20 protein-coding genes, 1 rRNA gene and 1 pseudogene are annotated in these 24,476 nt (G+C 44.9%); 9 read left to right on the forward strand and 13 right to left on the reverse strand.

Annotated features, from left to right (window positions below):
- Positions 1–31 precede the first annotated feature (31 nt).
- A complete protein-coding gene (hppD, locus tag L5L94_RS10340; RefSeq protein WP_263163030.1) occupies positions 32–1,072 on the forward strand; it encodes a 4-hydroxyphenylpyruvate dioxygenase in 1,041 nt (346 codons plus the stop codon).
- Between the two features lie 124 nt (positions 1,073–1,196).
- Here the strand turns inward: hppD and L5L94_RS10345 are convergent, their stop codons facing one another.
- From L5L94_RS10345 to L5L94_RS10370, 6 genes are all read right to left on the reverse strand, one after another.
- Entirely contained in the window at positions 1,197–1,751 is a 555-nt protein-coding gene (locus tag L5L94_RS10345; protein WP_131525027.1) for a sugar O-acetyltransferase, read from the reverse strand.
- Positions 1,752–1,923: 172 nt separating this feature from the next.
- Positions 1,924–2,406 (reverse strand): Atu1372/SO_1960 family protein, encoded by a 483-nt coding sequence (locus L5L94_RS10350; protein ID WP_263163032.1) that lies wholly within the window; start codon positions 2,404–2,406, stop codon positions 1,924–1,926.
- The gene (locus tag L5L94_RS10355) at positions 2,403–3,392 is read right to left on the reverse strand and encodes a glycine betaine ABC transporter substrate-binding protein (protein ID WP_263163033.1); all 990 of its coding nucleotides are present in this window, start codon (positions 3,390–3,392) and stop codon (positions 2,403–2,405) included. The genes L5L94_RS10350 and L5L94_RS10355 overlap by 4 nt, the downstream gene beginning before the upstream one ends.
- Positions 3,379–3,855, reverse strand: a complete 477-nt coding sequence (locus tag L5L94_RS10360; RefSeq protein ID WP_131525029.1) for a VOC family protein — start codon at positions 3,853–3,855, stop codon at positions 3,379–3,381. The genes L5L94_RS10355 and L5L94_RS10360 overlap by 14 nt, the downstream gene beginning before the upstream one ends.
- A 133-nt stretch (positions 3,856–3,988) precedes the next feature.
- Positions 3,989–5,155: a major royal jelly family protein gene (locus tag L5L94_RS10365; RefSeq protein ID WP_263163035.1), complete on the reverse strand. Its 1,167-nt coding sequence runs from the start codon at positions 5,153–5,155 to the stop codon at positions 3,989–3,991.
- Between the two features lie 11 nt (positions 5,156–5,166).
- Positions 5,167–5,700 (reverse strand): YbhB/YbcL family Raf kinase inhibitor-like protein, encoded by a 534-nt coding sequence (locus L5L94_RS10370; RefSeq protein ID WP_263163037.1) that lies wholly within the window; start codon positions 5,698–5,700, stop codon positions 5,167–5,169.
- A 296-nt stretch (positions 5,701–5,996) separates the two neighbouring features.
- Between L5L94_RS10370 and L5L94_RS10375 the strand changes: the two genes are divergently transcribed.
- Together L5L94_RS10375 and L5L94_RS10380 are read left to right on the forward strand one after the other, a co-directional pair.
- Positions 5,997–6,467 carry a hypothetical protein gene (locus L5L94_RS10375; protein WP_263163038.1) on the forward strand — a complete coding sequence of 157 codons (471 nt, stop codon included), beginning with the start codon at positions 5,997–5,999 and terminating at the stop codon, positions 6,465–6,467.
- A 225-nt stretch (positions 6,468–6,692) separates the two neighbouring features.
- On the forward strand, positions 6,693–7,316 hold the full coding sequence (locus L5L94_RS10380) for a LysE family translocator (protein ID WP_263163040.1): 624 nt from the start codon (positions 6,693–6,695) through the stop codon (positions 7,314–7,316).
- A gap of 74 nt (positions 7,317–7,390) precedes the next feature.
- Here L5L94_RS10380 and L5L94_RS10385 read toward each other — a convergent pair whose 3' ends face one another.
- Entirely contained in the window at positions 7,391–8,731 is a 1,341-nt protein-coding gene (locus tag L5L94_RS10385; protein WP_263163042.1) for a GNAT family N-acetyltransferase, read from the reverse strand.
- Between the two features lie 108 nt (positions 8,732–8,839).
- Here L5L94_RS10385 and ggt point away from each other — a divergent pair, with 108 nt between their 5' ends.
- Positions 8,840–10,579: a gamma-glutamyltransferase gene (gene ggt / locus L5L94_RS10390; protein WP_263163043.1), complete on the forward strand. Its 1,740-nt coding sequence runs from the start codon at positions 8,840–8,842 to the stop codon at positions 10,577–10,579.
- Positions 10,580–11,274: 695 nt separating this feature from the next.
- On the opposite strand, the gene L5L94_RS10395 is transcribed toward ggt, so the two are convergent.
- The 4 genes and pseudogenes from L5L94_RS10395 to L5L94_RS10410 all read right to left on the reverse strand — a co-directional run.
- Complete coding sequence (locus tag L5L94_RS10395) at positions 11,275–12,042, reverse strand: hypothetical protein (RefSeq protein WP_263163044.1); 768 nt, start codon at positions 12,040–12,042, stop codon at positions 11,275–11,277.
- Between the two features lie 100 nt (positions 12,043–12,142).
- The gene (locus tag L5L94_RS10400; protein WP_263163045.1) at positions 12,143–12,538 is read right to left on the reverse strand and encodes a DUF6228 family protein; all 396 of its coding nucleotides are present in this window, start codon (positions 12,536–12,538) and stop codon (positions 12,143–12,145) included.
- A gap of 431 nt (positions 12,539–12,969) precedes the next feature.
- Positions 12,970–13,947 carry a transposase gene (locus L5L94_RS10405; protein WP_263163047.1) on the reverse strand — a complete coding sequence of 326 codons (978 nt, stop codon included), beginning with the start codon at positions 13,945–13,947 and terminating at the stop codon, positions 12,970–12,972.
- Positions 13,948–14,075: 128 nt separating this feature from the next.
- A pseudogene (locus tag L5L94_RS10410) lies at positions 14,076–14,267 on the reverse strand (hypothetical protein); the annotation flags it as partial.
- A 241-nt stretch (positions 14,268–14,508) separates the two neighbouring features.
- Here L5L94_RS10410 and L5L94_RS10415 point away from each other — a divergent pair.
- From L5L94_RS10415 to L5L94_RS10425, 3 genes are all read left to right on the forward strand, one after another.
- Positions 14,509–16,722 carry a M3 family metallopeptidase gene (locus L5L94_RS10415; RefSeq protein WP_263163048.1) on the forward strand — a complete coding sequence of 738 codons (2,214 nt, stop codon included), beginning with the start codon at positions 14,509–14,511 and terminating at the stop codon, positions 16,720–16,722.
- A 271-nt stretch (positions 16,723–16,993) separates the two neighbouring features.
- Positions 16,994–17,443, forward strand: a complete 450-nt coding sequence (locus tag L5L94_RS10420; protein WP_113940932.1) for an acetyltransferase — start codon at positions 16,994–16,996, stop codon at positions 17,441–17,443.
- Entirely contained in the window at positions 17,444–17,827 is a 384-nt protein-coding gene (locus tag L5L94_RS10425; RefSeq protein WP_113940933.1) for a GCN5 family acetyltransferase, read from the forward strand.
- A 230-nt stretch (positions 17,828–18,057) separates the two neighbouring features.
- Here the strand turns inward: L5L94_RS10425 and L5L94_RS10430 are convergent, their stop codons facing one another.
- A complete protein-coding gene (locus tag L5L94_RS10430; protein ID WP_263163050.1) occupies positions 18,058–20,202 on the reverse strand; it encodes a M3 family metallopeptidase in 2,145 nt (714 codons plus the stop codon).
- A 707-nt stretch (positions 20,203–20,909) separates the two neighbouring features.
- On the opposite strand from L5L94_RS10430, the gene L5L94_RS10435 reads away from it, so the two are divergent.
- Both L5L94_RS10435 and L5L94_RS10440 read left to right on the forward strand, forming a co-directional pair.
- Positions 20,910–22,955, forward strand: a complete 2,046-nt coding sequence (locus L5L94_RS10435) for a bifunctional 2',3'-cyclic-nucleotide 2'-phosphodiesterase/3'-nucleotidase (protein WP_219255565.1) — start codon at positions 20,910–20,912, stop codon at positions 22,953–22,955.
- Positions 22,956–23,162: 207 nt separating this feature from the next.
- Entirely contained in the window at positions 23,163–23,912 is a 750-nt protein-coding gene (locus L5L94_RS10440) for a DUF2057 domain-containing protein (protein WP_263163051.1), read from the forward strand.
- 323 nt (positions 23,913–24,235) lie between these two features.
- Here L5L94_RS10440 and rrf read toward each other — a convergent pair.
- Positions 24,236–24,351, reverse strand: a 5S ribosomal RNA gene (gene rrf, locus L5L94_RS10445).
- Positions 24,352–24,476: the final 125 nt, after the last annotated feature.

Here is a 24,476-nt window from a genome sequence, read left to right on the forward strand (position 1 = left end):
CGTGTTGCACTAAAATAACGAGGAAAACAACATGGCAAGCGAACTAAATCCACTGGGCTTATTAGGTATCGAATTCACTGAATTCGCCAGCCCTGATACTGATTTTATGCACAAAGTCTTTATCGACTTTGGTTTTTCTCTGCTGAAAAAAGCCAAGAACAAAGACATCCTGTACTACAAACAGAATGACATTAATTTTCTGCTCAACACTGGGCGCGAAGGTTTCTCAGCTAAGTTTGCTAAATCCCACGGCCCAGCCATTTGTTCTATGGGCTGGCGTGTAGAAGATGCCGGCTTTGCCTATCGCGTTGCCGTTGAACGTGGTGCAAAACCCGCCGATGATGCCAACAAAGATCTGCCTTATCCTGCGATTTACGGCATTGGCGACAGCTTAATTTATTTCATCGACACCTTTGGCGCAGATAACAATATCTATGCCGCTGATTTTGAAGATTTAGACGAGCAAGTCATCACCCAAGAGAAAGGCTTTATCGAGGTCGATCACTTAACCAACAACGTCTACAAAGGCACAATGGAACATTGGGCTAACTTCTATAAAAACATTTTTGGTTTTACTGAAGTGCGCTACTTTGACATCAGCGGCGTACAAACCGCGCTAGTGTCCTACGCCCTGCGCTCACCCGATGGTAGCTTCTGTATCCCGATCAACGAAGGTAAAGGCAGCGATAAAAACCAAATTGATGAATATCTGAAGGAATACAATGGCCCAGGTGTGCAACATTTAGCCTTTAGAAGCCGCGATATCGTTAAATCTCTGGATGCGATGGAAGGCAGCTCAATCCAATGCCTAGACATCATCCCTGAATACTACGACACCATTTTCGACAAGTTGCCTCAAGTGACTGAGAATCGTGAGCGCATCAAACATCACCAAATTTTGGTGGATGGTGATGATACAGGCTATTTATTGCAAATATTTACTAAAAACCTGTTTGGACCGATTTTCATCGAAATCATCCAACGTAAGAATAACTTAGGTTTTGGTGAAGGCAACTTTACGGCCCTGTTTGAATCAATTGAACGGGACCAAATGCGCCGCGGCGTACTGTAAGTATTCATCCTGCTAATAAAAAACGGTACGCACTGCGTACCGTTTTTCTTTCTACGAATATCTACATCGTCATCTAAATCACCATCAGCTTTGACACCAATCACTCGGCTTTAACTTTCCTGCGCTAGTCCACATCGATAGGTTTGATAACCTTACAAGGGTTCCCCGCCGCCACGCAGTTCGCCGGAATGCTCTTATTCACTACACTACCAGCACCAATGACACAATTATCGCCAATGGTCACACCGGGCAGTACAGAGACGTTTCCACCTAGCCAGACATTATTGCCGATTTGAATTGGCGCTCCGTATTCCGTCGTTTGCCGCGCAATGGGATTAATAGGATGCGTTGCGGTAGAAATCATCACATGGGGACCAAACATCACATTATCGCCAATCGAGACTGAGCAAACATCTAATATGGTTAGATTATGATTGGCGTAAAATTGTTTGCCAATATGGATGTTATAGCCGTAATCGCAAAAGAAATTAGGCTCAATATGGGCGCAGTGTTGAATATCAAGCAGGCCACGAAGATGCTCCATTCGGGCATCAAGCAAAGTCGGTTCGGCTAGATTAAACTGATGACAAATGGATTTCGCCCGCATCCGCTCAGCCAATAACTCATCATCCCAAGCCTTATAGGGCTGGCCCGCCAACATTTTTTGTTTCTCAGTCATCGTATTGTCAACATTCAGTCCATGATGGCCTAACCCTAACAATCGATTGATGAAAGTTCAAGAACTGCCTTATATGCTATTGAATGAACTACCCATCTTGCTGACAGAACATTTAGCTAACAGCCAATGTGAGTCACATTCAAGCATTCAATCTCAATCGAGACAAAGGTCATTACCTTTGTTCGTCATCACAATAGAGTTCTGCAAATAAATACACTAGACACAAACTGTTAAGCGGCATGACCGGATTTGTCCAAATCATCCGGCTGTGACGCCCTGCTTCACCGAAGATTTCAAGCAATAAATCCGAAGCCCCATCGAGTGCTTTAGGATGTTCAAAGCAAGATTGATGCACATTTAGCACCCCTTCCAAGCGGTAAATTTGTTTTATCCGCGAAAGCTCACCGCAAGCCTGTTTCAATTGGGCAATGGCATTTAGGGTCGCAAGACGACAGGCAGCGTAGCCTTCGCTCACAGTATGATCTGCGCCCAATTGTCCTTGATACTGAAGCTCGCCCTCTAAATAGGGAAACTGACCCGAGGTCATTAACTGACTGCCGACAATTAAATAGGGTTCGTAATTCCCAAGAGCCGCAGCAACCTCAGGTAGTTCAAACCCAGCCGCCACTAGCCGCGATTCAGGTGTGATCATCATAATGTCACCCCCTGAGATGAGACATTCGCAGGATTAAGCAGCGGGGCTAACCAGGTCGTCAAATGCTGAGGATTGACTGTCAGCCAGTTCGCAGCGGCCTCATCTTCCGTCATTCCTTGTCGATTAACCGCATAATCGAGTTCTGCAACCATTTGATTCGATAATACTATGTTATCAAGTACCTGAATTTGTGCGGGCGAGAAATTAACCGCTAACTCGCGTTCACGGGCGAGCAATACCGCTTTATCTTTTCCCCCGAGTAAACCTTTGGGGTCCTGAAGATCGCGAATACCGTATTGATGGTGTAAAAATTGTGGATGCCACAAAGGAACGATCACCCAATCGTTTACCGCTACTGCAGACTCAAAAGCGGCGACACAGTCGGCCTGAGTGCCTGTTCTAAATTGATAACCTGCCGCCGTTAATCCATATTGCGTCATGATATTTTTAGAAAATCGCGTGATCCCCGCCCCCTCACCAATCCCTTGAATGATGGGCCGCATACGTTGCTGCACGTCAGGTTTGAGTAAATCCTCAATGCTCGACACTTGCTCAACAGGCACATAATCGGGTACGCCCCAGAGCGCATAGGGCTCATAATGTAGCCCGAGTTGCCGCGTAGCAACTCGCTCTTCGACACCTTGTCGATAGATCCCATGGCTATGGGGCAGCCATGCAGAACACAGCATATCCACTTTGCCTTCACCTAGCTGCTCAAAATTAGCCTCGTGCAATGCATAACTTCGTTGCACCTCTTTGCCCATAATCCCTATCACATGGGCCACCACAGCGGCGGTGACGCGATGAAAACTTAAGTCCGTCACTCCCATGCGAATCATCGGCTTACCCTGTGAGCTCTCCATATTTGTACTCTTATTCAATGAATTCATACCTATCGCACCTCGAGGAAATAATGCCAATGATGCCAAACTGCCCAATCCCAGCGTTTGCAATAATTGCCTTCTGAAGACATTAATCTCCGCCATGTTCAGGCTCCTTGGTGTCTAAAATAGTGAGCCTATCCATCACAATTCCAACGATGGCGTTATCCTTTGCATAGGGGAATATCATCTCTACTTTGATGCCATTCGGATCTTCAAGAAACAACTGATGTTCACCAATCTCAGGCACAATTCGTTCCTGAAAAATCATCCTCTGCTGGCATAAATGCTGCTGCATCTGGTGTAAATCCGTACCACGAAACGACAAATGGTCAACACGTCCAGAGCCATAAATATTTCTGCTTTCCCCTAAGTAGGCATCTAGCGCCTGATCGCCCGCTTCCACCAAATGCAAAATGGGCTTATTTGAGGCATAGAGCCAATGTCCAGGAAAACCAAACTGTGGCCGCCAACCTAATTTCAATCCAAGGATGACTTGATAAAACAACAGCGTTTCAACCAGTTTGGGCGTTCTGATGGTAAAGTGATCCAATCCGTTTATGTTCATATTGTCATCCTCTGGCAGTACTGACTCGGTATAACCAAGTGCGAATCCAAACCGTTTTAATCCGCAAAAATCGTGTGAATAAATTCAGTTCAGATAAGCACTTGGCGTAAGGTTATAAAATTAATTGATGAGATTAATTACCACGAACGCCCGCAGCCAACGGCTTAAAACGGAAAATATAATAAGGTGGACTGTTTTCAGCTTTGCCATTATTTAATGGTGCCGATAACGGTAATTGCGCAGCCCCAGAGTACAAATAACCTTGCTTGCCATAACTCACACCGTCGGGCCAAACCATACGTTCATCATGGACATAAGTGCGATACTGGCGAGAATCAGCAGGAATCACGCCAATGGCCCGCTCTCCCACTTCCGTTAGATACAAATTATTCGCTTCATCAATACTTAAGCCACCGTTGTCGGGCTTATCGGCATAAGCCTCCACTTTGGCAGAGAGTGCCGCAGGCGTTAACGAAGGATTGATGAGATCTGTCATCCGCACACGGTAAACTTTGTCTTTATTCATCGGGGCAAAGTAGAGCCATGTTTGGGTTTTATCTAAAGCAATGCCATCGGCACCCACATAGACTTCAATCTGCTTTCTATCTTTTGAGTCTTTATCGATAATCAGTGGCCGCTGTAAGTCTGGCATCACACTGTTATCACCCTGTAATAGGCGCCGACTTTTCCCTGTATTTAAGTCCACAACCACCAACGCAGCCTTTTCACCAATGGGACCCGTGCCAATCCCCTCATCGGCAATCACAATCGCTTGATGTCGAGATGAGATAACAAAGTCATTATGTTGTGACTCAGGAAGAGAGACTGGCGCGGGCAAATGAATAATGCGATCTAATTGGTTTTTCTTGGTATCCCACGCCACTAATTTAGGCTCAATACGTGGCGCCTGCTGGCCAGAGTCTAATAGCCAAACTCTGTCTTGATCGTCGGTTCGCAGCCCCAACACCCAATTAAGGCAAGTGTCAGGTTCTTTCGCTTTGCCCTGCGGATCATGGCATTGCTGCCAATCCGAATTAGGAAATGGCTTAGTACTACCATCCGCTAAAAGCTCTGCCACCTTAATGTTAGGTTGATAGAAAGGGTGATAACTGAAAATCAATCGTTCATCTGATGTGAAAGTAATACCGCCCACAGCCCCATCAAGTTCGGCAAAGACTTCCATTTTTGCCAGCGGCTCAGTCTGTGTCGCCCATGAGTGAGAACACAACAAACTGCTTGCCAGTAGAGTAAAAGCCTTTGATAACATTGGGTATGTAATGCGCGTAGATAATATGGTCATCTTCATTCCTCCTAACGTGGGCCAGCTAAAAGCGTTAAACTTGCTTCGCCTAATCTATGCTGCCAAAGATAGAATCCCACCAAAGCGGGTGTTGATCCCTTGTCTATCGGCAACTGCGCCACATCCAAAGCATGCACTGTCCATACATAACTGTGTTCACGTCCCTGTGGTGGACAAGGTCCAAAGAATCCAGGTTTACCTAAATCGGTATTAGCTTCAATGGCACCACTGGGTAGCGCTCCGCCATTCACACCACCTGCGAGAGTCGACACCTGTGCCGGAATGTCATACACAACACGGTGCCAAAAACCACTGCCAGTAGGCGCATCTTTGTCATATAAAGTGACAGCAAAGCTCTTGGTACCGGCAGGTACATTTTGCCAAGTTAAACGCGGCGCAATATTTTCGCCCGAACAACCAAATTGATTCCAATAATACTCAGGAGGGAACCTTGAATTATCAGCTAAATTACTTTCGAGACTAAACGCAGAGGCACTGTCTTCAGCCATAACGTAATTAATACTGGCGGCCAAAGCGACAGTCACCAAGAGAGTCTTTTTAAAAGAGGAGAAATAAGGCGATTTCATAATGTGCTGAACCCATTTTGAACTGTCCTAAAACAGTCATTAACTATTGATTTGAGAATGTGGGTTAGCATATCAATCAAATTATGATTGATAAGGCGCATTTGGTTGATATGAGTTTCAAAAAATATTGGATAATCTCAACATGCTTCTCAGTTATTTTTAGGTTATGGTACTTTCAGCAAAAATAATGCAAAAAAGTAACAACCAAACGACTAAGATATGTTCTTAACACAATAATATAACGAGGATTCGCTATGATTAAAGCGGCTTATCAACCTTGGTTTCCCGTGAACAGAAACCTAAAGCCACACCCGAACCTGAGTTGCAGATTAGACCATTTATCTTTAACCATACTGTGGCAGGAACTTGATAACGATGCATTCACAATGGAATTGTATTTCCCAACGATATCAGGAATACAAGTAATTGATGAGTCAAGTTATCAAACCTTCTTAGATAACATAAGTGATATTCAACATGATAATAAAAGCAATACGCCATTCCCTATTGATTCAGATTTAAATATCACGAATCAATCCAATGTAGATTATTTTTCTTTACCTTGGCCAATATGGAAGTCGGTAAAAAATGCACGCCGTCCTTATTATGGTGAATTAGGCGAACATATTTACCAAGACCTATACAGTTATTATATGGTGGGCGCCGATAGTGTCTACTTGATCGATACTGATGTAGAACCTACAGTCAATGTCTTATCTTGTTAACTATGAAGTTAATCGCTGTTAACCGAACAACTGCAGAATTAATCACAATGGGGTTAGTGAGCATATTGTTAATAATAACTACAATATGCTTTTTGCGTGAAATATCGCCAGCCAACACAACCGATTACATTTAAAGAGAGCAAGTTCAAAATAAGCAGATTGGCTAAATCCTCCGTTTTCATTACACTATCGACCTTCTCATCTTCACCCAAGAATGACCAAACCATGCCTGATCTTGCCTTACTCGCTGTGTTTATCCCGACTTTTTTCTTTGTTTCTATCACGCCGGGCATGTGCATGACACTCGCCATGACACTGGGTATGAGTATAGGTGTGCGCCGCACCCTGTGGATGATGTTGGGTGAACTGGTTGGGGTGGCGTTAGTGGCCACGGCCGCCGTGATGGGCGTTGCCAGTATCATGCTCAACTATCCCGAAATCTTTCAAATCTTCAAATGGGTTGGCGGAATTTATTTAGGCTTTATCGGCGTACAGATGTGGCGCGCGCGCGGCAAGATGGCCATATTAAGTGATGATGACACTAACCCCAGAGCCAGCAATTTCACCTTGATCTCTCAAGGCTTTATTACCGCCATTGCCAATCCTAAAGGTTGGGCATTTATGGTGTCGCTATTGCCCCCTTTTATCAATGCCGAGCGCGACGTCGCGCCGCAGCTCCTCGCCTTACTGAGCATTATCATGGTGACCGAATTTACCTCTATGCTCGCCTACGCCAGTGGTGGCAAAAGCCTGCGCATCTTCTTGAGCCGTGGTGATAATATTCGCTGGTTAAACCGCATTGCGGGCAGCCTAATGATAGGCGTAGGAGTTTGGTTAGCCATGAGCTAACGATTTGAACTAACCGCTTAAATGTAACCCGTTCTACCTAAAATGAGCCCAATAAAGTCCCGTTAACTCGGTCTTTATGAAGGCTCTTTTTTGTAGGGCAACACATCCTGCATCTGTGCCATATATTGCTGCATTTGCAGTGTTTCTTGCTCAACAAAGTCGGCAATCGCCGCCTTAAATCCCAAATGGGCGATGTTATGGTAGGAATACATTGCTACGGGTTCAAAGCCACGCAGCACCTTATGTTCCCCCTGCGCGCCCGCATCAAACACTTGAAACTCATGTTCAATACAATATTGAATACCTTGATAATAACAGGCCTCAAAATGTAAACCGTCAAGCTCAACCGTCGTCCCCCAATAACGACCATATAAGCATTTCTGCCCTCGGGTATTCTCACCTTTTAAATACAAGGCACCAGCGACCATCTCGCCCTTTGCATCTTCGACCACCAAGAGTAGGACTTGCGCAGCGAGTTGCGCCCCCAACTGCTGAAAAAAGGTTGGCGTTAAATAGCCGCGATGACCGGAACGCTTAAGGTAAGTTAATTGATAACACTGGATAAAAGTCTGCCATTGCGAAGCGGTGATCTGCTCCCCTTCGACAAACTGAAACTTAAGATTAAAAGGCTGTAACTGCGCCCGCTCCTTCAAGATATTTTTACGCTTACGGGAACTAAAGCCCGCCAGAAAATCCTTAAAATCCCGATAACCGCGATTATGCCAATGGAACTGAGTGCCTAAGCGTTTTAACAGCGAATTGGGCGAGCCTTCAAATAACGGTGTTTGGCTTGGGGTAACAAACAGGCTATGCCATGAAGAAATCGGGCTGTCGCCCTGCCCTGGCTGATTAAGAATAGCTTCCTTAAGTACGAGATTATCCTGCGTTGATATTAGTCGGCGATTCAATGTCAGCAACAGTAATGCCGCCACGCGCAGTTGCTCGGCGTGCTCCAATGCGGGATGAATGCCCATCCGCTGACCTTGCACTGGGGTAAAAGGGATCGCATTCACCCATTTGGGATAGTAATCGAGCCCATGCCGCTCATAGGCTTCGGCCCACGCCCAATCGAACACATACTCACCGTAGGAATGGGATTTTTGGTACAAGGGCATGACGGCAATTAGTGGGAACTGATTGAAGTGCTTAGCCGTTTGCACACTGATAAACCCTCCTTCAGCCAAAGGCGACAAGCTTTTATCCTTGCTGGCGACATCATTTAATGTGTCACCCGCATCGAACACGCATAAATGTCGAGGCGTCCAACCGGTTGCAGTGCAAGCGGAGCGGCTTTGCTCGAGTGCCAACAGAAACTCATGGCGGCAAAAGGGATTCGCCTCACCCATGGCGGCATTCCACGCACTGGCCGAAATATCCGACATTGAGCTCGCAAAAGCCAAGATAAGCTGTCTCATTGGGTAAATTATCGTCCTTTACTGGTGTGAACAAGTATACGAGGTTGCAATTAAGCCTAATTCTCGGCACATTGCATAGCCATAATTAAAATAAATTCAGGATTGAGTATGCGTCCAACAAGACCTTTTAGACCTCTTATTCTCGCCATTGCGATGGCGCTTCCCTTACTATCATCTCCCAGTCTGCTTGCCGATGAATCGCCAATTTTCAGCCAGATGGCCACCGCACAACCTGTGTGGGCTAAGCATGGCATGGTCGCAAGCCAAGAAACTCTCGCCAGTCGCACCGGCGTTGAGATCCTAAAGCAAGGCGGTAATGCGGTTGACGCCGCCGTGGCTGTCGCCTTCAGTTTGGCAGTCACCTTACCCCGTGCTGGCAATATCGGTGGCGGCGGTTTTATGCTGGTGCATATTGCCAAAGAAAACAAAACCATCGCTATCGATTACCGTGAAATGGCGCCTTCTAAAGCCAAGAAAAACATTTTCCTCGACGAAAATGGCGACGCAGTTGAAAAACTGAGCCGCGAACACGGTCTTGCCGTGGGTGTGCCAGGTACTGTGATGGGCATGAGCTTAGCCCTTGAAAAATATGGCACTATGACTCTCGCCCAAGTTACGGCACCCGCGATTAAAATGGCGCAGGAAGGCATTAACATCACCCCAGATCTTGCCCAATCCCTTGCAGGCCTCAAACGCCGCATGGCCCAATGGCCAACCACGGCCGCTATCTTCTACAAAGCTGACGGCAGTGACTATCAAGTGGATGATATTCTTAAACAACCTGAGCTTGCCCATTCGTTAAGTCTGATCGCTGAAAAAGGCACCAAAGGATTCTACGAAGGTGAAACCGCCACTAAGCTCATCAATGCGGTGAAAGACGCTGGCGGCATTATGACCTTAGACGACCTTAAAAATTATAAAGTTGTGGAACGTGAACCCGTGCGCGGCGAATACCGTGGCTATGAGGTTGTGTCTATGCCACCGCCATCATCGGGCGGCGTGCACATCATCGAAATGCTCAACGTATTGCAGCAATTCCCGATAGACAAACTCGGCCACAATACGGCGCAAACGATTCATCTGATGGCAGAAACCATGAAGTACGCCTATAGCGATCGCAGCGAATACTTAGGCGATCCCGACTTTTATAAGGTGCCCGTCAGAGCATTAACCAGTAAGGACTACGCCCAAAAAATCGCCAGCCAAATTGCAATGAATAAGGCAACACCGAGCGCTGAAATCAAGCCCGGCAAACTCGCCCCCTATGAGAGCGATCAAACCACTCACTTCTCGGTAGTCGATAAATGGGGCAATGCGGTTTCAAACACTTACACCTTAAACTTCAGCTACGGTTCAGGTTTAGTGGCCAAGGGAACTGGCATTTTGCTCAATAACGAGATGGATGATTTCTCTGCTAAACCCGGCGTGCCAAACGGCTACGGTTTAGTGGGCGGTGATGCCAATGCGGTCGAGGGCAATAAGCGCCCACTCAGTTCAATGAGCCCAACAATAGTGATGAAGGATGGCAAACCCTTCCTCGTCACTGGCAGTCCAGGTGGTTCGCGCATTATCACCACCACACTGCAGATCATCATGAATGTTATTGATCATGGATTAAACATCGCGGAAGCCAGTAATGCGGCGCGGGTTCACCATCAATGGCAACCCGATGAATTGCGAGTCGAGTCCAACTTTAATCGCGATACCATTTCCCTGCTCGAAGCCAAAGGGCACAAGGTAAAAGTTCAGTCCGCTATGGGCAGTACACAATCAATCATGGTGACCGAACAAGGAATTTTTGGCGCTTCTGATCCACGCCACTCGGGTAGCGAAGCCATCGGCTACTAGCATCCCCATGATGCCGATTTTATTGAAAGAGATGAGTGTAAAGAGATGAGTGAGAGAAATAGGTGGATGAGATAAAAGGATTTATGACCTATTCGAACTAGGTCATAAACCCTGAGTAAAGCTTGTACTTTCACTCAACGAATACAAACTTGCAATCAAAAAGCCCTGCTATACATCACTGTATAAGCAGGGCTTTTTATTGTGTGGAAAAGTTATTGTGCTGATTTGCATTGTTTTTTACTTTAGTGACGCTGCAACTGAATCATGAAATATCATACTAAACGCAACTCACTTCAAGACATGTAGGTAAATTCAGTTATTGGGAAATTAGTGTTGGCTGGTATCCACTCATATAGGCTTACCATGGCATTCACTCATCGACGCGCAGCAAGTCCGTCCGTGGATGCTCGACCGCCCCATCCATGGGGCGGACGGTCGTCTCGCAAATTACCATGGCTCACCTTTTTGGCACTAGTGTAACCTGTCTGTATGAAGGAGATACCCAGCACGCTTTTGGACATTTCCGAGTTAAAGACTTAATTTTAACTCGTCAGTTTCGGATTAAGATTTCTATGGGTAACGCCCGGTTAAGGGGCTGACAACGCTAAACACTGAACCTAAAATAACAGCCGTAATCACAAATGCTGATTTGAACAAAAACCGCCACGCGTTGGCAGTCCCTCTTAAACCGTTTGTTATACATTTGTGCTCGCAACTTGCACGAAACCATCACAGAAGCCTGATCCATTAGTTAGTTTGGGTAGAACTGTTTTCTCACTCTGAATTTGTCTAAAGATCTGATTTGACGTGTTATGACACATTTTGAGCATTTGCCCTGCTAACGTATCCTTATCTTTGTCTGACGCATAACAAAGCTTTACCTGATGGTGTAGATAACTCGATTTAAAATAGGGTTTAATACGCTTGTTAAATTCTGGTAATGAATCTTTTTCGCTATCAACAATGATAGCGAGCATTTCTTTACCTGTATCAAATGGAAATCGTAAAAAGTTGGTGATTACAAGATGCCAACCTATAAGCTCAGGGTTTATGTGAGGTTGCGGGTTTACAATAATGAACGAGCCAAGGTGAACAAAAGGAACACCTTCGGTACCCACATACTGCGAAACTTTTCCTGTCACTTGGTAACAAGTACAAATGCTAATTTTCTGACCATTGTATTCGCGAGAATTGGTGTCAACACTAATGATGTAATCGTATTCTTCCAGTAACATTGTATCTACATCAAATGCTGCGAACTCACTATGTCCTTGAACACTGCTTAAAACTTTCGGCTTGCCTGAAGCCCTTTCATAACTGCGCTCAACACGAATCGTACTAGGATCTGCCTCAGGAATTATTAAGCCGTCTCGTAGAGGGTCATACGTAAACGAAATCTTATTTACATTTTTATTCACTTGAAACGTAACTCTTTCGTCTCGTGTTTTCTTTTCTGTGCTCAATTACTAATTTCTCCGTTAATGCATAACGTCTTAGTATTTATGCGCTGCGCTGTTTGCAGGGCATAAATCGCTTGAACGCTCGCAGAAAGCGTTGCGCTTGTTAGGTGCGTGCATGATTGAAAAACCGTTCTGCTTGCTTAGCTAAACTTGGTAGTTGACCAAAATCAGTTACGATACTTGAAGTAACCTTCCATTCTTCTGGATGTCCGTGCATGTCCCTGAGTTGGAATGAAAAGCGAACCTCACCCAATGAAGAACAAGTAGCAGAAACACTAAATTGATCTTCTAGTGACTTCCATTCGATTGCAGATTTCCAAGGCGTGTTAAGCGAAGCAAGCTTCTTTAACCAATTTAAAATACCCAATTCATCCGTGTAAGTGCAAACACGAACCGTTGCTGTAACAACGCCAGTGAGTTGCACAGTAACGTATTCAGATTCAAGCGATGAGAACTTGAGTGAGTTATTTGATATTGATGAGTCTATCGAAAATTCCATTTACTCTTTAGCACCTAACGCCCCAAGCAGGGGATTTTATGAGTGTTTTTCAGCGAATAAAATTCCCGCTGACTTGGCTTGTTATATGCCGATTAACTCAGCTCTGGACAATGCCAAACCAAACTATGCCACATACTACCTGACACAGTAAATTGAACCATTAACATATTAGATTCATTGTAGTCAGGAGTCTTAGTATTAAATAAAATCAGGCCACCCATAATAAAACTACATAATGTACTCTGCGTTTAGGTTCAAGCAACGGAAAGCCACATGAGTAGCGAAAAAGGCTGATAAGGTATGGGATAAATGGATGATGTTTAGCTAAATCGGGCTATTTGATTGAAAAAAGGTAATTTTTTGCAAGAATGATCCAAGCCATTGTCTGGTTGGCCATTTTGAAAGGTAAAGTCGATGAAATAGGCTTGAGATCAACCCGTTTTGAGGTAGTGGCAGCATTTAGCAAAGTGCCGACGTCGCTTCTCTAAGTGTTCGCAGTAAGTGGTGAGTTCTTGCAAAGTACCCACTGGGCCATGAAATAATTTACCAAACTCAGTGGTTAGCTTAAGCCAGTTATCTTGGGTAATATCTAAACTTGTTAGCAACTTAGCATTCATTTCACTGATTGAGCCGCGTTTATCCGCTCGAATAATCCGCCCTGTATCCTCAAGTAACTGAAGATAATCCTTGAGCACAAACGCAATACCATTGGGCTGGTTACCGTGCTCATTGCCAATGAAAGGCAATAGTCTGTTCGGTTGCTCCCCCTTTATCGCCGCCTGAATACGTAGCTGAATACTAGTATGGTCTGATTTTTCTGGCGTATCAGCCATCTTGGCTCTGATGGGATTCAAATCCACGTAGGCCATGCAGGTTAAAACGGCAGTTTCATCGAGCAAGGCTTGCGATTTAAAACGCCCTTCCCAGAAACGACCTGTACAGTTATCTTCTTGATTTGCTTGCCTTGCAATCGGTTCGTTTAAGCAGCGCATGAACCAACTGATGTCACATAAACGGCTTCGATATGTCGCGATAGAATGCCTTAATCTATTAACCTCATAAGCGTCAACCAGTTCACCTTCAGCAAACTTACGCGTTAATTCATCGCCTTTAAACAGTTTATGCCATTGTTCAAGCACTTCTATGTCACTCCAGCGATTCGCCGTCTCGATATCAATGCGTAACACCACATGCAGATGATTCGACATCACCGCAAAGGCCGCCACATCAATAGCAAAAACCGCCTCAAGTTCAAACAGTAACGACTCAACCCAAGCTCGGCGATGGTCATAGTTTTTACCTGAATAAGCATCATCCCCACATAAAAATGCCCGCCGAACAACACGGCTACAGCAATGATAAAAGGGAGTGTCTTCAAGACTAATCTGAGTTCTACGAGGGCGCGGCATAAAAACCTCCTTGTTGAATGCTTAATCAAAGCATAGTCGGAGGTTAACTACTGCACCATTGAGGCTAGGTGTCTCCGTTCAGGCCTAGCACCATTGAGGCTGGGTGTCTCCGTTCAGGCCTTCTCCGTTCAGGCCTCTGCGGTATACATTTTTAGGTTCAGCATGAATTGCTTGTGGGTGATGAACTCTTTTTCGGTATGGCTTGTGTATCCCACGCCCAGCATGGCGGTGCCAAAACTTAAAGCAATGGGGAATAATTTACTGTTGGTTGAGCCGCCAATTGCAATGGGTTTAGGGTCGACTAAGCCAAGAAAACGTGCCCGAGACGCGGTAATATCCTCGCCCAGTTTGCCATCATTTTTTGCTTAAAAGCCTGAAACAAAACATTTGTTACAAACTAAACACAAAATCGATGGAACCCCTAGTCCGATACATGTTAAACAGTCATATTAAGCTTAATTTAATGGTTTTAGCCGCTCGTAGACTTCAATTTTCTCCTGAAATCCAAGGCCATCATCATGCAAACATCCATAACAATATCGACCTAACGGGGAACAAATAATGAAGGGACTAACCGTCAAACCGCAAGCCCTCACGCCACGCACTGCTAAGCTCACGCTAAGTGCCATCGCTTTCGCCTTAACATTGGGCGCCTGTAGTACACAACAACCCGATGCCAGTGTTCAAACAAGTGCGGCGCCAAATGCAGTGTCAGCGCAAATTATCAGCCAGAATGCGACTAATCCATTCTTTAAACCCTATAATACTTTTATGGAAATTCCGGCCTTCGATAAAATTAAGCCTGAGCATTTCCTCCCCGCATTTAAAGCGGGAATCGCCAAACAACACGAACAAATTCAAGCAATTGTTGATAATAAAGCCAAACCCACCTTCGCCAATACGATTGAAGCCATGGAGTTTTCTGGCGATCTAGTGACGCGCGTTTCTAACGTCTTCTTTAACCTGACGGGCGCGGATACGAATGAAGCATTGCAAGCCCTCTCCAAAGAAGTGTCGCCTATGTTATCGTCCGCCGAAGACGATATCCTGCTCAATGACAAACTGTTTCAAAAAGTCAAAGCCGTTCACGACGCGAAAGACAGCCTAAAACTCAGCACGGCCCAAGCCAAATTATTGGAAGATACCTATAAATCTTTCACCCGTGGCGGCGCTAACTTAAGCGAACAAGATAAAACCAAACTGCGCGCGCTGAACGAAGAAATTGGCAAACTCAATTTAGCCTTTGGTGACAATCTATTAGCCGAAACCAATGCCTTCGAATTAGTGGTTGATAGTAAAGCCGATCTCGCAGGTTTACCCGCAGATGTGATTGCAACTGCCTTTGAAACTGCCAAAAAACGTGGCCATGAAGGCAAGTGGGTATTTACCACGTCTCGCCCTTCTATTACGCCTTTTTTGACCTATGCCGATAATCGCAAGTTACGTGAAAAACTCTACAAAGGCTATATCGAGCGCGGTAACAACAATAACGCCAACGATAACAAGATTATCCTCGCTAAGATTGCTGCCCTGCGTGCTGAACGTGCTCAACTGATGGGCTATAAAACCCATGCGGATTTCGTGTTAGAAGAACGCACAGCTAAAACACCAGAAAACGTCTACGGTTTACTCAATAAAGTATGGCCAGCGGCATTGGCCCAAGCCAAAAACGAAGTGACTGATATGCAAGCCATGATTGACGCCCAAGGTGGCAATTTTAAGCTGCAAGCGTGGGACTGGGATTACTACGCCGACAAGATCCGTGTCGCTAAGTACAGCTTTAACGAGCAACAAACGCGCCCGTATTTCTCCCTCGACAGTACATTAAAAGGCGTGTTCTACACGGCTAACCGTTTGTACGGTTTGACCTTTAAAGAACGTACCGACTTACCCAAATACAATGCAGAAGTCCGTACTTGGGAAGTTTACGATAAAGACGGCAAACTGATGGCCATCTTTATGGGTGACTATTTCACCCGTGACAGCAAACGTGGCGGCGCTTGGATGAACTCCTTCCGCAAGCAATACAATATGAATGGCGTTGATTCTAAACCTATTATTGTCAACGTATTAAACTACCCTCGCCCAGCGGGTAATGAGCCAGCGCTGCTGACCTTCGATGAAGCCAGCACACTATTCCACGAATTTGGCCACGCACTACACGGCATGTTATCGAACGTCGAATATCGCTCACAGGGCGGCACCGCCGTACCTCGCGATTACGTTGAGTTCCCATCGCAAGTGAATGAAAACTGGATGACTCAGCCAGAAGTGTTAGCACAATTTGCCAAGCACTACAAAACCGGCGAAGTGATCCCGCAAGAACTAGTGAAGAAAATCCAAGCAGCCAGCAAGTTCAACCAAGGTTTTTCTACCGTTGAATACATGGCGGCCACTAAACTCGATTTAGATTGGCACACACTGACCGACACTACGCCAAAGGATGCGGCCAAGTTTGAGGCGGACTCGTTAGCGGCAATGGGACTGATTGAAGAAATTAGCCCACGCTATCGCAGCACTTACTTCTCGCATATTTTTGCAGGCGGTTATTCAGCAGGCTACTACAGCTACCTCTGGTCGGATATTTTAGGTGCGGATGCTTTCGAAGCCTTTAAAGAAAACGGCATTTTCGACAAGGCCACTGCGGATTCCTTCCGTAACAATATCCTTTCGAAAGGCGGCAGCGATGATCCTATGCTGATGTATAAAAACTTCCGCGGTAAAGAGGCTGGTATCGAGCCGCTACTGCGTAGCCGCGGATTACTGGCTGAATAATCATCCCTCTAAATTGAAGTTTTAAATATCATAAACAGGGAGCTAATACTCCCTGTTTTTATTTTACTGATACCAAATAGGGAAATGGCAAGGAAAGGTCAAGATGACAGAGTGCAGCTTGACAGGTAACATCTTGGGAAAAAGATGTTACGGAACTTACACCTAAACTTCTTAAAGGCGGATTAGTAAAGGTTGGTACCTTTACGCTTCACATGTTAACCCACTATGATTCACCGCTTAGGTGGCATTAAATTTTCAATAGAGTTATATGATGAATATTGAGATGGTAGAAAAAGCAGATCATCTTAGTCTGCTCAATATTTGGGAAGCATCAGTGAGAGCAACCCATGACTTTTTAGCAGAAGAAGATCTACAGGAATTAAAGCCGTTGATCCTCGAACAATATTTTGACGCCGTTCACTTAAAGTGCGCTAAAAATGACAATGGAGAAATACTCGGATTCTGCGGGGTACATGATGGCAATATTGAAATGCTGTTCATCTCACCTGACGCGCGCGGAAAAGGGATTGGTTCCATGCTAGCGACACATGCCATTAAAGAACTGGGAGCCACAAAGGTTGATGTTAATGAGCAGAATGAGCAAGCATTAGGTTTTTACCAGCATATTGGTTTTTCAGTAACGGGTCGCTCACCCGTTGATGGACAGGGTAAACCTTATCCGCTGTTGCATATGGCGTTATATTCCATTGAGGGATTGTAGATGTATCCTGATTCAATCGATGAGAATAGGGTTGGAGAGTATCCGGCGGAAACAAAATCAGGCGGCGGTTATTTCTATGATCAAGTACTAGAATATCGTGTTTGGTGCCGCCCTTGGCAAGGTGCTCCAGATGAATTTGATGGTGAAATCTACTATTACGCATTTCATACTTATAATGAGGCTCTTGAATTTTCGAATGAAACTGACGGGTCTGAAGCGCCTTTAGTACTTGTTAAACAGCTTGAATGGATTGATGAACCAGAAGCAGGAAAATTCATTCATAAAACAGGTGAACGCCTAACAGAATGGAGGGTTGAGTGGCTATTAGAGAGTCAACGTAAGGAGGACACTATTGCTAACTTTATAAGCGACAATCAAACATAACAATTTAATCAACAAAAAATAGTTTAAGACTGTCTTTCGACAACATTTCAACAAACTATTTTGGATCTGTGATTAGGAGCGTTACCTGTAGATTTTTCGTCCTCTAAACTTCCTGTCTTGAAACAAAAAATGGTTAATAAATCCGCCCCAACATCAATAAAAAAAGGCTTGTTAGGTTTCCCTAACAAGCCTTTATCTTTTTACAATTAATCAATTAATCAATTAATCAATTAATCGACTAAACCACGGCGCTTTAACAGTGCCTCTGTTGTCGGTTTTTTACCGGTAAAGTGAATATAATCTTGCATGAGATCTTCACTGTTACCTTTAGATAAGACTTCCTTACGGAATTTGTCACCATTATCGGCTTTTAAGCCACCTTGCTCGCCCATATAGGCAAAGGCATCGGCGGCAAACACTTCTGTCCACAAATACGCGTAATACCCTGCGGAATAACCACCGGAGAAGGCATGGCTAAAGTAGCTCGATTTATAACGGGGGGGAATTGGCGCAAAATCAAGACCATGTTTAGCTAGCACTTGGTGCTCAAACTTCTCTACATCGCTAATTTGAGTGTCGGCGCTGATAGAGTGCCATTCCATATCTAACAAGGCCGCTGACAGGTACTCAACTGTATCAAAACCTTGGCCAAACTTATTGGCCGCTAAAATTTTATCAAGCAGCGCCTTAGGAATTGGCTCACCCGTTTTGTAGTGTTTGGCATAGTTAGCAATCACAGCAGGGTCGATATTCCAATCTTCGTTGACCTGTGATGGGAACTCAACAAAGTCACGTGCGGTTGATGTACCAGCCACGCTTGGGTATTTCACTTGCGAGAATAAACCGTGTATCGCATGGCCAAATTCATGGAACAGAGTGGTCACTTCATCGAAGGTCATTAGCGTTGGGCCATCGGCTGGCTTAGGAATATTAAGCGCGTTATAGACAACGGGCTTAGTGCCGAGCAGACCGCTTTGGGTGACGAACTCATCCATCCACGCGCCGCCGCCTTTACCTTCACGGGCATACGGGTCTAGATAGAATAAGCCAATAGAACTGTTATCTTTATCAAAGACTTCAAAGGCTAAAACATCGGAATGCCACACAGGTAAATCGGTACGCGGTTTTAAGCTGATGCCATACAATTTATGCATAGCGAAAAACAGCCCGTCTTTCAGTACAGTATTAAACTCGAAATAAGGCTTGATGCTGCTTTCATCGAGGGAGTATTTCTCTTGACGCACTTTATCGGCGTAATAAGCCCAATCCCAAGGTTGCAGCTCGAAATCACCGCCCGCCTTTTTGATTTCAGCTTGAATATCAGCCGCTTCCACTTTGGCGCGAGCTAAAGCTTTTGGCGCTAAATCATCGAGGATTTCATACACAGCGGCTGGTGTTTTCGCCATTTGATCGGCAACCGCATAGGATGCCCAAGTATCAAACCCCAGTAAATTGGCTTTTTTAGCACGTATTTGCGCCATTTTGACAATCAATGGACCATTGATTGTGACGGCTCTGTGCGCCGAGGTTTCCCACACTTTTTGGCGCAGTTCACGGTTGCTCAGGCTAGAAAGCACAGGTTGGCGTGTCGTGTTGACTAAAGTAATCAAATAGCCTTCTTTACCCGCAGCTTTAGCAGCCGCAGCTAAAGTAGCAATTTCGCTGTCGGATAAACCGGCTAACAGGGCTTTATCAGTCACAACAATCACATCATCTTTAAATGATTTTAAGCTGTTTTGTGAAAAGTCCGTCGCTAAGGTTGCAAGCTCAGCGTTAAAGTCGCGCATCTTAGCTTTATCTTCGGCCGACAATTTCGCGCCAGCGCGGACAAACTGCTCATAGTAATATTCAACTAGACGCTGATCTTCCGCATTTAGGCTGCTCTTTTGCTGGTATACGGCTTCAACACGGGCAAATAAAGTCGGATCGAGATAAATATTATCTCGGTGGGCAGATAGCTTAGGTGCAAGATCCGCTTCGGTTTTCTGAAAATCATCATCAGAAATCAGACCTGCGAGATTAAAGAAGGTACGCGATACGCGCGTTAACAATTCACCCGAGGTTTCCATGGCGAGAATGGTATTGTCAAAACTAGCCGCCTGTTTGTTATTCACAATCGCAGCGATTTCTGCATCGTGAGCTTTAATGCCCTGCTCGAAGGCGGGAGCATAATCTGCGGACTGAATAAGATTAAATTGCGGCGCTTGATCTTGCAGTGGACTCTTGCTCAGCAGCACATTAGTTGCTTGCGCTTTAGCAGCAGTTTGAGTCGCAACGGCATTTTTGGCTTCATTGGTGCTTACATCAGGCTTGTCTGAACAAGCGCCAAGTAACAATGCCGCAGCTACGGCTGTGGTAATAACGGACTTACGCATATTAACTCCCTTGGATGTTGCTGCCCTTTCGATTGTATTTTTAAGGTGAAAGGTGCGCGCAAATGGATTTTGGCTTTCGGTTTACAACAGTCTGTTTTAACGAACTTGTGTAGCTTCGTACGTCAATTTCGATAAACTACCTTAACAAGTTACGCGCATTTCAGCCAAGTTTTACCCGCCCAGAGCGCAGCTTATTTGTATCACTTTATGTGTATTACCCGTCTAAATAAGCCTATGCCAACGCTACGCTAAACCTAACTCACCTCAATCAAGCCAAGAGACATGCGCGCATAAGTGATCAACATTGGCTAAAATTTGATGTAAAAGAATTATTTAAAACAATTCTACTGAAGTTTTACGTCAAATATCCCCGACATAGACAAGGGGCTGAGCAAATAAAATGCCATTCCAATAACAAATATTAATTCTTCTTAATAAACTGTTTACTGTAATTATTTAAACATTTCTGTAACAAATAAACAGGCTAAACGGCTCACTATTTAGGCAAGCAAACCTTGAGTCACAATTTGAAACAGCTTTTATCCGATTAATGTCACATTCAGATCATCAAATGTCTTTATAATTCCCGCTCGTTAACTTAGCGGCAAATTAACCTAACAGTTAAATTACGCTGAATTAACGGGATGATGGGCATGGTCTTTTACGGAACATGCATTGGGGTCAAATAAATATAAATAGAGATAACTATGTTAAATAAGAAAATACTCGCAGTGATGATCACTGCCGCCCTTGGTGTAAGCGCCTGTAATTCTGATGACGACAAAGTCGTTCAAGCCGATTTACGGGTACTCGAAACCACAGATCTGCACACAAATATCATGGATTTCAACTACTACAGTGGCAAAAATGACCCAACTATCGGTCTAGCCCGTACTGCAAGCTTAATCCACGCTGCACGCAACGAAGCCAAAAACAGCGTACTCGTCGACAACGGCGATCTACTACAAGGCAGCCCAATGGGCGATTACATGGCTAAAGTTGGCCTGCAAATGGGTGATATTCATCCAGCCTATAAAGCCATGAACCTATTAGATTATGAAGTCGGCAATATCGGTAACCATGAATTTAACTATGGTTTAGATTTCTTAAATAAATCCATTAGTGGTGCAGATTTCCCTTATATCAACTCAAACGTTTATTGCGCCGACGATAATGGTTGCTGGAATGAGGTTAAAAAAGGTGAGCATTTATTCACCCCTTATATCATCAAACAAAAAAACATCATCGACAGTGAAGGTAATAATCAAACCATTAACATTGGTTATATTGGTTTTGTGCCACCGCAAATTCTATTGTGGGATAAACAAAATCTGACGGGTAAAGTGACGGTCGAAGATATTATTGAAACCGCGAAAAAATATGTCCCAGAAATGAAAGCCAAAGGGGCCGATATCATTATCGCCATTCCTCACTCTGGCATTGGTTCAACGGAAAATCCTGGCGATCCTATGGCTGAAAATGCCACTTACGCTTTGACTTATGTTGATGGTATCAATGCGATTCTCTTCGGCCACAGCCACTCTATCTTCCCTGATGCTAAGTATGCCGACTTACCCAATACCGACGTCACTAAAGGCCTACTGAACGGCGTCCCCGCAGTGATGCCAGGTCGTTGGGGTGATAACCTAGGGGTTGTTGACTTTAAACTTGAACGTAGAGATGGTAAATGGCATGTCCTTAGTGCGAAAACGCAAGCTCGCCCCATATATAATGGTGCGACTAAGGAAGAGTTAGTTAGCCAAGATCCCGCAATTAAAGATGCAGTCGCAGCCGAGCACCAAGGAACCCTCGCCTTTGTGGATGAACCTATCGGCGTTGCCGCAGCCGACATGTACAGCTTCCTTACCTTAGTGCAGGACGACCCTACGGTACAAATCGTTTCCGATGCGCAAATCGCTAACGTGAAAGCGAAATTACCTGCAGCATTAAAAGGTCTGCCAGTGCTATCAGCCTCTGCACCCTTTAAAGCGGGCGGTCGCCACGGTACAACCAGTGATGCCGATCAATTTGTGCAAGTTGATAAAGGCCCACTGACCTTTAAAAACGCCGCCGATCTGTACCTGTATCCCAATACTATGGTGGCAGTCAAAGCGACGGGCGCCGAATTGAAAGATTGGCTCGAGTGCTCAGCAAACCAGTTCAATCAAATCGACCCAGCAAAAACCACCCCACAAGGTTTAATCAACTGGGATGGTCATCCAACCTATAACTTCGACGTACTCGATGGCTTAACCTATAAAATTGATGTGACCCAACCGAGCAAGTTTGACCGCGATTGCGCCGTCGTTAATGCCAACGCAAACCGTATCGTTGATTTAAGCTATAAAGACGAAAACGGCAAAGTCATCACAGGTGAAGAATTTGCCGCGAAAGAGTTTATCGTTACCTCAAATAACTACCGCGCCTTCGGGGGTAAGTTTGCTGGTACGGGTAGCGACCATGTGGTACTTGAACTGCCCGATACTAACCGTGAAGCGCTAGCTGCTTATATCACAGCGCAATCTCAGTACAACGAAACCACAGGTAAGTACGAAGCTATGGTCAATCCAAGTGCCGATTACAACTGGGATTTCAAAACCATCACTACCAACGTCACATTAGACATTCGCTTCGAAACCCAAGACAGTGACAAAGCCGCTGCCTTTATCGAAGCCAATAAACAACGTGAAATGAAGAAGATCGGTAAGGATGAACTGGGTTTCGCCGTTTATAGCATCAACCTAACCAAATAAGCGTTCAATCCCGAAATATCATGCTCAAAAAGGCTCCTCGTGAGCCTTTTTTATTCCCTACAGATTAAATTAACGCTAATCTGCGATCTATAAACGGCGTGTCGCCATTTAGTTCATCATGCTCCACACTAAAGGTTAAACCTGCTTTGTGTCGCCAAATATCTGCCTTATTATTTAGCGGCGTCCTCGCAACAACAGAGAAAGCTTATGAAATATCAATCAATCTTATGTGCCACGGCATTAGTGCTGGGGACTGTGCAGCCAGCAACGGCCGATGTTCATCTCAAACTACCTAAAAATGCTGAAGTGTTAACGGTCAATGGCAAGCCAGCCGTAAAGAGTGGCGATCTCGTTTTAGCCGATGGGACCAATCAGATTGCCTTCCGTTATGCCGCGCAATATCGACAACAAGCTGACTCAGTGCATTATCTCTCCGACGTGCTCATCGTCCGTTTTGATGCATCAGCACAAACACTCACGCTGACACTTCCCGCCATCAACTCAGCCAGAGATGCAAAGAAATTTGATGAGTCACCTAAGCTGACACTATTAAATGCTCAAGATGAAGCCGTGGGTTTTACCAGCGATAAATTGATTAAGAATGGCATTCAACTGGGACGGGATTTCGAACACGAGATACTGCAGTACAACCTTAGTAATCATCCGGCTTCATTAAATCTCACTATGAATACCGCGACAACACAACCAAGCGACGCTATTACACCCGTATTGGCAAGCCAGCCACAAATACGCCAAACAGCAGTAGTCACATCCACGAACTTGATCGCGCCAGCAGTTATGTCGTCCTCAGCCGCAGCGGTCAATGACAAGGCTCAACAAACTACTCCTGCGACCACACCTAGCCAAGCTGAAATCAGTCAAATGCTGGATTACTGGTACAAACAAGCTAACGACAATACCAAAGCCAGCTTCAAAGCCAAAATCAACAAAGAGTGATGCATAGAGCACGCAAGCGTTGAAGAGGATATTTGTCCTCTAACCATCAACATTGCTTCAGCTATCTATTTCAGACCGCCAGCTTAGTGTCACTATGAGCTGGCGGCTCTATTACAGTTCATAAAATGAGAACTTAGTAAAACTTAATCTCATTAAGAAAGCGTTCAGTAAACCCATTCCCACTTCACAGCTTAATGTAATTTAAGCCTATCAACGTCCTAACCAATAAAGCCCTTTCAAAAATACTAAAACGTGCAAATTCCAGACGCAAAAAAGCCAGCTTATTTAGCTGGCTTGGTTACATCTCAATGAGATAATTAGGCGCTTGGCGATGACCTACTCTCACATGGGGAGACCCCACACTACCATCGGCGCGTTTGCGTTTCACTTCTGAGTTCGGGATGGGATCAGGTGGTTCCACAAGGCTATTGTCACCAAGCAAATTCTGTTTATTACCGTGTCCATCTCTGGCTCACGTTAATAATAATTCGGAAAGCTGATTTTCTGTTGAGTCTTTAACTTTATCAAGTATCTGTATTCTGTCTAAGGCTTTTCGTACGACCT

Source organism: Shewanella sp. SM21 (assembly GCF_025654335.1).
GTDB classification, from domain to species: domain Bacteria; phylum Pseudomonadota; class Gammaproteobacteria; order Enterobacterales; family Shewanellaceae; genus Shewanella; species Shewanella oncorhynchi.